The organism is Streptomyces anatolicus, assembly GCF_019400875.1.
Classification (GTDB): domain Bacteria; phylum Actinomycetota; class Actinomycetes; order Streptomycetales; family Streptomycetaceae; genus Streptomyces; species Streptomyces anatolicus.
Map to the genome: position 1 here is coordinate 1 of NZ_WMBF01000262.1, position 8717 is coordinate 8717.

General features: G+C 71.3%; 7 protein-coding genes. 2 read left to right on the top strand and 5 right to left on the bottom strand.

Annotation, left to right across the window (positions count from 1 at the left end; translation table 11 throughout):
• The first annotated feature begins 95 nt into the window (after nt 1-95).
• On the top strand, nt 96-1244 hold the full coding sequence (locus tag GKQ77_RS21320; RefSeq protein ID WP_219690529.1) for a PP2C family protein-serine/threonine phosphatase: 1149 nt from the start codon (nt 96-98) through the stop codon (nt 1242-1244).
• Nucleotides 1245-1319: 75 nt separating this feature from the next.
• Here the strand turns inward: GKQ77_RS21320 and GKQ77_RS21325 are convergent, their stop codons facing one another.
• Nucleotides 1320-1841: a DUF4240 domain-containing protein gene (locus GKQ77_RS21325; protein ID WP_219690535.1), complete on the bottom strand. Its 522-nt coding sequence runs from the start codon at nt 1839-1841 to the stop codon at nt 1320-1322.
• A 140-nt stretch (nt 1842-1981) separates the two neighbouring features.
• On the opposite strand from GKQ77_RS21325, the gene GKQ77_RS21330 reads away from it, so the two are divergent.
• The gene (locus GKQ77_RS21330; protein ID WP_219690530.1) at nt 1982-2950 is read left to right on the top strand and encodes an SDR family oxidoreductase; all 969 of its coding nucleotides are present in this window, start codon (nt 1982-1984) and stop codon (nt 2948-2950) included.
• Here the strand turns inward: GKQ77_RS21330 and GKQ77_RS21335 are convergent.
• The 4 genes from GKQ77_RS21335 to sucB form a co-directional block, all read right to left on the bottom strand.
• Entirely contained in the window at nt 2941-3912 is a 972-nt protein-coding gene (locus GKQ77_RS21335; RefSeq protein ID WP_219690531.1) for a helix-turn-helix transcriptional regulator, read from the bottom strand. The genes GKQ77_RS21330 and GKQ77_RS21335 overlap by 10 nt on opposite strands.
• Before the next feature lie 76 nt (nt 3913-3988).
• On the bottom strand, nt 3989-6694 hold the full coding sequence (gene aceE, locus GKQ77_RS21340) for a pyruvate dehydrogenase (acetyl-transferring), homodimeric type (RefSeq protein WP_219690532.1): 2706 nt from the start codon (nt 6692-6694) through the stop codon (nt 3989-3991).
• A 339-nt stretch (nt 6695-7033) separates the two neighbouring features.
• On the bottom strand, nt 7034-7657 hold the full coding sequence (locus tag GKQ77_RS21345; RefSeq protein WP_219690533.1) for a GntR family transcriptional regulator: 624 nt from the start codon (nt 7655-7657) through the stop codon (nt 7034-7036).
• A gap of 138 nt (nt 7658-7795) precedes the next feature.
• Nucleotides 7796-8717: 2-oxoglutarate dehydrogenase, E2 component, dihydrolipoamide succinyltransferase (sucB, locus tag GKQ77_RS21350; RefSeq protein ID WP_219690534.1), on the bottom strand; the 922-nt coding region annotated here is incomplete at its 5' end.

Genomic DNA, 8717 nt, shown 5'->3' on the forward strand with positions numbered 1-8717 from the left:
CAGACAACCCCCGGGGGCCCGCCCAGTCCGTGAGGCCCCCACCCGACGGACCGGCCCGGCGTGCGGTGTCCGCGCGCGCGTAGGAGCGTGAAGAGATGATCAGGGCTGCGGCCAGACGGCGCGACGCGGAAGAGCGCGACTGGTTGCTGCGTGGCACACCGCCCCCGCCATGGGTGCGCTGGCCCCCGCCGCTGCTGCTCCTCGCGATCATCTTCATCCAGCTGATCACCCCCAAGACGGTGGACCTGAGCTTCCTGGTCGCGGCCGTCCCACCACTGGCCGCGCTCTCCTACGGGCCCGCCGCCACCGCCCTGCTCGGCGGTCTCGTGGTCACGCTGCTCTCGCTGCCGGGCTTCGGGCTCGGCCACTCCGGCAGCAGCGACGAGCTGACGATCACCTTCATCGCGCTGCTCAGCGTGGTCTTCGCATGGGTGCGCAGCAGGCGCGAGGCCCAGCTGGTGACGGTCCGCACGGTCGCCGAGGCGGCCCAGTTCGCGGTCCTGCCGCCGCTGCCGGAACGGGTCGGCCGGGTGCGGTGCGCGGGCCTGTACCAGGCGGCGCAGCACGAGTCGCTGGTCGGCGGCGACTTCTTCGACGTACGCAGGGGCCCCGGTGTCGTACGCGCCCTGATCGGCGATGTGCAGGGGCACGGGCTCGCGGCCGTCGGCACGGTCGCGGCGCTGCTCGGCGCCTTCCGCGAGGCGGTCATCGACCAGCCCGACCTGGAGGGCGTCGCGGCCCGGCTCGACCGCAGGCTCGTCGTCGACTCCGAGGGCGACGAGCACGCGGAGCTTTTCGCGACGGCGGTGCTCCTGGAGTTCCCGGACGACTGCTGCGTCGTACGCGTCGTCTCCTGCGGTCACCCGCCGCCGCTGCTGCTGCGCGGCCCCGAGATCACCGAGCTGGAGGTGGCGTCGGGCCCCCCGCTCGGCCTCGGCATCGCGGGTCTCGCCCGGCCGGAACAGCTGACGGTGCCGCTGCTCGCCGGGGACCGGCTGCTCGGCCTCACCGACGGGGTGAGCGAGGCGCGGGACGCGTCCGGCACGTTCTACCCCCTGGCCGACCGGCTCACCGAGATGGTCAAGGCCGACCCGGACATCCTCGACGACCCGGCGGGCCTGACCGAACGGGTCTGGGCCGATGTCGTGCGCCATGCGGGGACGGTGCGGGACGACGTGACGATGATGGTGTTCGCGCCGGGGCCGTGCGAGGGGGAGCGGGAGGATCCTTCGCGGCCGGAGTAGGCGGCCGGAGCAGGTGGCCCGGAGTAGGTGGCCCGGAGTAGGCAGGCCGGGGCGGGCGCCCGCCCCGCAGCGGCCTCAGTCCGCCATGAAACGGCTCCACAGCTTCGGATAGCGCTGCGCCATCACCGCGTCGTCCTCGAAGTCCACCGGCGTGCCCTCCGGCTCCGGCGGGGCGGGCAGGATGCCGAGATCGGGTGCGACGAGGCCGGTGAGCTGCTCGTACGCCTCGTCGGCGGCGTAACCAAGCTCCTCGCCGTCGCCGTCCAGCTCCTCGTCGAAGTCGTCGAGGAGGTCGGCGAGCGCGTCGGGGTCGTGCACCGCGCCCTCGAAGACCTCCCGGCCCTGGCCGATCAGCCAGCACCGGAAGTAGTCGAAGGCGTCGTCGCTCGCGCCGCCGAGCAGCACCCAGGCCGCGCCCCACAGGTCCCAGCGGTAGGCGCGGTTGTAGCGGGCCTCGAAATGGCGGGCGAAGTCGAGGACGGCGTCCGGGTCGAACGCCAGCAGTCGCTCGACGAGCAGCTCGGCGTGGTCCTCGGGGTCGCCGCCCGCGGCCTCGCGAGTACTGTCCACGATCTCCCAGAACTCCGTCTCGTCCATCACGGATCCAGCATCGGTCCTGGGGAGTGGGGGCGCACGCGGAGTACGCCGGAATGCGGCTGTCTCGTTATGACGCACACGCCCTGCACGAACCGGAAAGACGGACAGGGGTTGTCGCCTTTTGGTGGAAGCCTCCAGACATGACCACCACAGAGCGCGCGAACACCTCCGTACAGGCCCTCGACGAGCCGGCCCAGGCCCTCAAGGGCAAGATCGCCCTCGTCGCGGGCGCCACCCGGGGCGCGGGCCGTGCCATGGCCGTGGAACTGGGCCGTGCCGGGGCCACCGTGTACGTGACGGGACGGACCACCCGCGAGCACACCAGCGAGGCCGGCCGGAGCACCGAGACCATCGAGGAGACCGCCGAACTCGTCGACGCGGCCGGTGGCAAGGGCGTCGCCGTACCCACCGACCATCTGGAGCCCGACCAGGTCGAGGCGCTGGTCGCGCGGATCGAGCGCGAGCAGGGCCGCCTCGACATCCTCGTCAACGACATCTGGGGCGGCGACCTCCACGTCCAGTGGGAGAAGAAGATGTGGGAGCACGACCTCGACAAGGGCCTGCGCATCCTGCGGCTCGGCATCGAGACCCACATCGTCACCAGCCGGTACGCGCTGCCGCTCCTCGTCAAGAACCCCGGCGGCCTGGTCGTCGAGGTCACCGACGGCACGGCCGAGTACAACGGCCCGAACTACCGCAAGCCCTTCTACTACGACCTCGCCAAGGCGGCACCCCTGCGCATGGCACGCGGCCTCGCCGAGGAGGTCGCGGAGTACGGCTGCACGGCGCTCTGCCTCACCCCCGGCTGGCTGCGCTCCGAGGCCATGCTCGACACCTACTTCAAGGTGACCGAGGACGACTGGCGCGCGGGCTGCGCGCAGAACCCGCACTTCGCGATCTCCGAGACGCCCACCTTGGTGGGCCGCGCGCTCGTCGCCCTCGCCTCGGACCCCGAAGTGGCGCGCCACAACGGCAAGTCGCTCTCCAGCGGGGGGCTCGCCAAGGAGTACGGCTTCACGGACGTGGACGGCTCGGCGCCCGACGCCTGGCGGTACCTGACGGAGGTCGACCAGGAGAGCGAGGTCGCGGACGTCAGCGGCTACCGGTAGAGCGCCGCCGAGCGCGCCGCCGCGTCCGCGAAGCGCGCGCGCAGGCTCAGCGGCTCCAGCACCTCCACCTCCGGGCCGAGCGCCATCAGCTGCGTGTACGCCACGTCCTCGTTCTCGACGGGCAGGGTGACCGTCACCCGGCCCGTCGCGTCCGGCTCGCCCGCCGACTCCATCGCCTCGCGGGCCACCGCGCGATCGGTGGCGTACGGCAGTTGCCGCACACCCGACGGGGTGAGCCGCACCACTGCCTCCGCGCGCAGGATCGCCCGCGCGAACTGCGCCGCCCGCTCCTCCCAGAAGGCGGGCAGGTCGAACTCCTCATCGCGTACGAAGCGTTCCTCGCCCGGGGCCACCTCGGTGAACCGGTCGATGCGGTAGACCCGGTACGCCCCGGAGTCGGGCACCCTCGCGCACAAGTACCAGACGCCCGCCTTCAGCACGAGCCCGTACGGCTCCAACTCCCGCTCCACCTCCCCCTCCTGGCGGCGGTAGCGGGCCGTGACCCGGCGGTCGTCCCACACCGCGTCCGCGACGGCCGGCAGCAGCTCGGGGGCGGGCGTCTCCTTGAACCAGCCCGGCGCGTCCAGGTGGAACCGCTGCGAGGCGTTCTGTGAGGCGTCCCGGAGGGAGGGCATGAGCGCCGCCGACACCTTCAGGCGGGCGGCCGACGCGGCGTCCTCCAGGCCCATCTCGCGCAGCGCGCCCGGTACTCCGGACAGGAAAAGGGCCTCCGCCTCGCTGCGGCCGAGGCCCGTCAGACGGGTGCGGTAGCCGCCGATGAGGCGGTAGCCGCCGGTGCGCCCCCGGTCGGCGTAGACGGGGACGCCCGCCTCCGACAGGGCCTGCGCGTCCCTCGTGATGGTCCGCTCGGACACCTCGAGCTCGGCGGCCAGCTCGGCGGCGGTCATGGAGGCGCGGGACTGGAGCAGGAGGACCATCTTGATGAGGCGGGCGGCGCGCATGGCCCCATGATGCCGTCACACACGGGTGCGGGCCCCCGCCAGTGGCAGGGGCCCGCACCTACATACCCGGCGAGGCTTACAGGCCGTACTTGGCCCGAGCCTCCTTCACCGCGGACGCGGGCACCTCGCCCCGGCGGGCGAGCTGCGCCAGCGCGGCCACGACGATCGACTCGGCGTCGATGCCGAAGTGGCGGCGCGCCGCGTCCCGCGTGTCGGAGAGGCCGAAGCCGTCCGCGCCGAGCGAGGAGTAGTCCTGCTCGACCCACTGGGCGATCTGGTCGGGGACCTGACGCATGTAGTCGGAGACGGCGAGCACGGGGCCCTGCGCGCCCTCGAGCGCCTTGCGCACGTAGGGGATGCGCTCCTCGCCGCGCAGCAGTGCCTCGTCCGCCTCCAGGGCGTCCCGGCGCAGCTCCGTCCAGGACGTGGCCGACCAGACGTCCGCGGCCACACCCCACTCCTCGGCGAGCATCTTCTGCGCGGCGAGCGTCCAGTGGATGGCCGTACCGGAGCCGAGCAGCTGGATGCGCGGGGCGTCGCCCGCGGGCGCCACGCCCGCCGACTCGGCCGTGTTGAAGCGGTACAGGCCCCGCACGATGCCCTCGTCGACACCCGCGGGCTTCGCGGGCTGCGGCATCGGCTCGTTGTAGACGGTGAGGTAGTAGAAGACGTTCGGGTCCTCACCCGGGGCCGCCTCGCCGTACATGCGGCGCAGGCCGTCCTTGACGATCGCCGCGATCTCGTACGCGAACGCCGGGTCGTACGTCAGCGCGGCCGGGTTGGTCGCCGCGATGACCGGGGAGTGGCCGTCCGCGTGCTGCAGGCCCTCGCCCGTCAGCGTCGTACGACCGGCCGTGGCACCCACCAGGAAGCCGCGGCCCAGCTGGTCGCCGAGCTGCCACATCTGGTCGGCCGTGCGCTGCCAGCCGAACATCGAGTAGAAGATGTAGAAGGGGATCATCGCTTCGCCGTGCGTCGCGTACGACGTGGACGCGGCGATGAAGTCCGCCATGGAACCGGCCTCGGTGATCCCCTCGTTGAGGATCTGGCCGTCCTTGGCCTCCTTGTAGTACATCAGCTGGTCGCGGTCGACCGGCTCGTACGTCTGGCCCTTGGGGGAGTAGATGCCGAGGGACGGGAAAAGCGACTCCATGCCGAAGGTGCGCGCCTCGTCGGGGACGATCGGCACCCAGCGCTTGCCGGTCTCCTTGTCGCGGACGAGGTCCTTGACCAGGCGTACGAAGGCCATGGTCGTCGCCACCGACTGCGAGCCGGAGCCCTTGTCGAAGGAGGCGAACGTCTTGTCCGCGGCGGCCGGCAGCGGGGCGAGCGGCTGCGTGCGGCGGGCCGGGGCCGGACCGCCGAGGGCCGCGCGGCGCTCCTGGAGGTAGCGGACCTCGGGGGAGTCGGCGCCGGGGTGGCCGTAGGGCACCTGGCCGTCGACGAACGCGCTGTCCGGGATCGGCAGACCCAGCAGGTCGCGCATGTCCTTGAACTCGTCCACCGTCAGCTTCTTCATCTGGTGGTTGGCGTTCTTGGACTCGAAGCCCTTGCCGAGCGTGAAGCCCTTGACCGTCTGCGCGAGGATCACGGTCGGCGCGCCCTTGTGGGTGAGCGCCGCACGGTAGGCCGCGTACACCTTGCGGGCCTCGTGGCCGCCGCGCGAGAGGTGGAAGCACTCGCTGATCTTGTCGTCGCTGAGCAGCTTGCCCAGCTCGACGAGGGCGGGCTCGGAGCCGAAGAAGTGCTCGCGGATGTAGGCGGCGTCGCGCGTCGCGTACGTCTGGAACTGCGCGTCCGGCACCTCGCGGAGGCGGCGGACCAGGGCGCCCGTGGTGTCGAGCTGGAACAGCTCGTCCCAGGCGTTGCCCCACAGGACCTTGATGACGTTCCACCCGGCGCCGCGGAACTGGGCCTCCAGCTCCTGCACCACACGGAAGTTGGCGCGGACCGGGCCGTCGAGGCGCTGGAGGTTGCAGTTGATGACGTACGTGAGGTTGTCCAGACCCTCACGCGCGGCCAGTGCGAGGGCCGCCGTCGACTCGGGCTCGTCCATCTCGCCGTCACCGAGGAACGCCCACACGTGCGAGGCGGAGACGTCCTTGATGCCGCGGTTGGTCAGGTAGCGGTTGAAGCGCGCCTGGTAGATCGCGGAGAGCGGGCCGAGGCCCATCGACACCGTCGGGAACTCCCAGAGCCAGGGCAGGCGGCGCGGGTGCGGGTAGGAGGGCAGGCCCTCGCCGCCCGCCTCGCGGCGGAAGTTGTCGAGCTGCGCCTCGGTCAGGCGGCCGTCGAGGAAGGCGCGGGCGTAGATGCCGGGGGAGGCGTGGCCCTGGATGTAGAGCTGGTCGCCGGAGCCTGCGGCCTCGCCGGACTCCTTGCCCTTGAAGAAGTGGTTGAAGCCGGTCTCGTACAGCCAGGCCGCCGACGCGAAGGTCGCTATGTGGCCGCCGACGCCGTGCTTGGAGCCGCGGGTGACCATCGCGGCCGCGTTCCAGCGGTTCCACGCGGTGATCTTCCGCTCCATCTCCTCGTCACCGTCGATGGACGGCTCGGCGGAGGTGGGGATGGTGTTGACGTAGTCGGTCTCGAGGAGCTTCGGCAGCGCCAGGCCCGCGCCCTCGGCGCGCTCCAGCGTGCGGCGCATCAGGTACGCGGCACGGTGCGGCCCGGCCGCCTGAGTAACGGCGTCCAGGGAGGCCTGCCATTCGGCGGTCTCCTCGGGGTCGCGGTCCGGGAGCTGGTCGAGCTCGCTCGGCTGGATTGCGGAGGGGTCGGTCATTGCGCCGCCTTCCTGAGTCGGAGGGGGTCCCCTGTTTCGGTAAGGGGTGGGGGTGCCCGATGTCTTTGGCAGGACAGGGCGTAAAGCTCTGGTGCGGAATCGTTTGTGTGGCTCCGCCACAGGGCCATCGACGACTGTAAGCCCGTGATCGATGATCGATCAAAGCGTTGAGCGAAAAACTTCGCCAGAACGAGAAAGTCGGCATCCGGTGCCAGAAATAAGGGCACGCGGTGCCTTAGAAATGAAGGATCCGCGCAGGTGGGAGCCCTTTTGCGGGGCACGTTTGCCGACCGGGGGCCTCGTATGAGCGCAGCCTCAAGGCCCACGCGGCGCGCAGCCTCACGCGCGCGGCGCGCACCCCAGCACATGCCCCTTGACCAGCTCCGCGATCGCGGGATCCCGGCGCCGGAAAGCCGAGACGAGGGCCTCGTGCTCCTCCGCGTACGACTGCTGGACCGTGCCGAGCCACCGGATGGACAGCGCGGTGAAGACCTCGATGCCAAGGCCCTCCCAGGTGTGCAGGAGCACGGAGTTGTCCGCCGCCCGCACCAGCTCACGGTGGAAGGCGACCGTGTGCCGCACCTGCCCGGTGCCGTCACAGGCCCGGTCCGCCTCGTAGAGGGCGGCGACATGGGGCTCCAGAGCCGAGCAGTCCTCGGCGAGCCGGTCCGCCGCCAGCTCCGCGGCGATCGCCTCCAGCCCCGCCCGCACGGGGTAGCTCTCCTCCAGGTCCGCCGCGGTCAAGTTCCGTACGCGTACGCCCTTGTTGGGCGCCGACTCGATCAGCCGCAGCGTCTCCAGCTCCCGCAGCGCCTCACGCACCGGAGTCTGGGAGACCTCAAGCTCCACGGCGATCCGCCGCTCCACGATGCGCTCGCCCGGCTTCCAGCGCCCGCTGACGATCCCCTCCACGATGTGCTCGCGGATCTGTTCGCGCAGCGAGTGAACGACGGGCGCGGTCATGAGAGCTCCTCCGGCAGGGGCTGCGGGCCCCAAGGGCGTGTGACCCCTAGACAATACGGCGACGCCCCCGCCCGGAAGACTCCGGACGGGGGCGTACGCGCTGATGAGACGAGTGTTACAGACGCTCGCGCGCTGTGACTACAGGCCGAGCTCGACCTCGAACTCGCCGGCCTCCAGGATGGCCTTGACCGCGGTCAGGTAGCGGGCGGCGTCGGCGCCGTCCACCAGACGGTGGTCGTAGGAGAGCGACAGGTACGTCATGTCACGGACGGCGATGGTCTCGCCGAGGTCCGGGTGGTTGATGACGACCGGGCGCTTGACCGTGGCACCGATGCCGAGGATGGCGGCCTGGTTCGGCGGCACGATGACCGTGTCGAACAGGGCGCCGCGCGAGCCGGTGTTGGAGATCGTGAAGGTGGCGCCGGACATGTCGTCCGGGGTGAGGCCACCGCCACGGGCCTTGCCGGCCAGCTCGGCGGTCTTCTTGGAGATACCGGCGATGTTCAGGTCGCCGGCGCCCTTGATGACCGGGGTCATCAGGCCCTTCTCCGCGTCGACGGCGATGCCGATGTTCTCCGCGTCGAAGTAGGTGATGGTGCCTTCGTCGTCGTTGATCCGGGCGTTGATGACCGGGTGGGCCTTCAGCGCCTGGGCGGCGGCCTTGACGAAGAACGGCATCGGGGACAGCTTGACGCCCTCACGGGCGGCGAAGGCGTCCTTGGCCTTGGCGCGCAGCTTCATCAGCTTGGTGATGTCGACCTCGACGACCGAGGTCAGCTGGGCCTGCGAGTGCAGGGCCTTCATCATGTTGTCGCCGATGACCTTGCGCATGCGGGTCATCTTGACCGTCTGGCCACGGAGCGGAGAGGTCTCCAGGGCCGGGGTCTTCGCGGCGGCCGGGGCGGCGGCCGGGGCCGGGGCCGACTTCTTGGCCTCGGCGGCGGCGATGACGTCCTGCTTGCGGATGCGGCCGCCGACGCCGGTGCCCTTGACCTCGGAGAGGTTCACGCCGTTCTCGGACGCGAGCTTACGGACCAGCGGGGTCACGTAGGCACCGTCG

What these genes read in the sequence shown, in the direction of transcription:
- GKQ77_RS21345 (WP_219690533.1), bottom strand. Translation starts at nt 7,657, where the DNA reads ATGACCGCGCCCGTCGTTCACTCGCTGCGCGAACAGATCCGCGAGCAC.
- aceE (WP_219690532.1), bottom strand. Translation starts at nt 6,694, where the DNA reads ATGACCGACCCCTCCGCAATCCAGCCGAGCGAGCTCGACCAGCTCCCG.
- GKQ77_RS21330 (WP_219690530.1), top strand. Translation starts at nt 1,982, where the DNA reads ATGACCACCACAGAGCGCGCGAACACCTCCGTACAGGCCCTCGACGAG.
- GKQ77_RS21320 (WP_219690529.1), top strand. Translation starts at nt 96, where the DNA reads ATGATCAGGGCTGCGGCCAGACGGCGCGACGCGGAAGAGCGCGACTGG.
- GKQ77_RS21335 (WP_219690531.1), bottom strand. Translation starts at nt 3,912, where the DNA reads ATGCGCGCCGCCCGCCTCATCAAGATGGTCCTCCTGCTCCAGTCCCGC.
- GKQ77_RS21325 (WP_219690535.1), bottom strand. Translation starts at nt 1,841, where the DNA reads ATGGACGAGACGGAGTTCTGGGAGATCGTGGACAGTACTCGCGAGGCC.